This window comes from Anaerotignum faecicola, from assembly GCA_024460105.1.
Classification (GTDB): Bacteria; Bacillota; Clostridia; order Lachnospirales; family Anaerotignaceae; genus JANFXS01.
In genome coordinates this window covers 1-499 of sequence record JANFXS010000172.1, presented here as the reverse complement: position 1 = coordinate 499, position 499 = coordinate 1, and the positions used below count along the sequence as shown (strand labels likewise).

Below are 499 nucleotides of genomic sequence, written 5' to 3'. Positions count from 1 at the left end.
ATGCCTCTTTCTTCAAGATATTTAACCTCGTCCTCGCGTGACTGCATTTTCAAGGTGTCAAGCCTCCATGGGGCGATTATCTTAAGATCGGGAGCGAGCGCTTTAACCGTAAGTTCAAAACGGACTTGATCGTTGCCTTTGCCCGTAGCGCCGTGGCAGATAGCCGTAGCGCCTTCTTTGCGGGCGATTTCCACAATCCTTTTTGCAATTATAGGCCTTGCCATTGAAGTGCCGAGAAGATATTTGCCTTCATAAACGGCGTTTGCCTTAACGCATGGGAAAATAGCGTCGGTAATAAATTCTTCCGTAATATATTCAATATAAAGTTTGCTTGCGCCGGTTTTGAGCGCCCTTTCCTCAAGGCCATCCGTTTCCTTGCCTTGGCCGACATTGCCGCATACGGCTATAACTTCTGCATCGTTATAATTTTCTTTAAGCCATGGGATTTTAACTGTTGTGTCCAAACCGCCTGAATAGGCAAGGACAATTTTTTCTTTTG

At 45.7% G+C, this 499-nt stretch carries 1 protein-coding gene; it reads right to left on the bottom strand.

Translation table 11 applies throughout. The features are described from left to right. On the bottom strand, window positions 1-499 hold a 499-nt coding region (locus NE664_13350), incomplete at both ends, for an argininosuccinate synthase (GenBank protein MCQ4727618.1).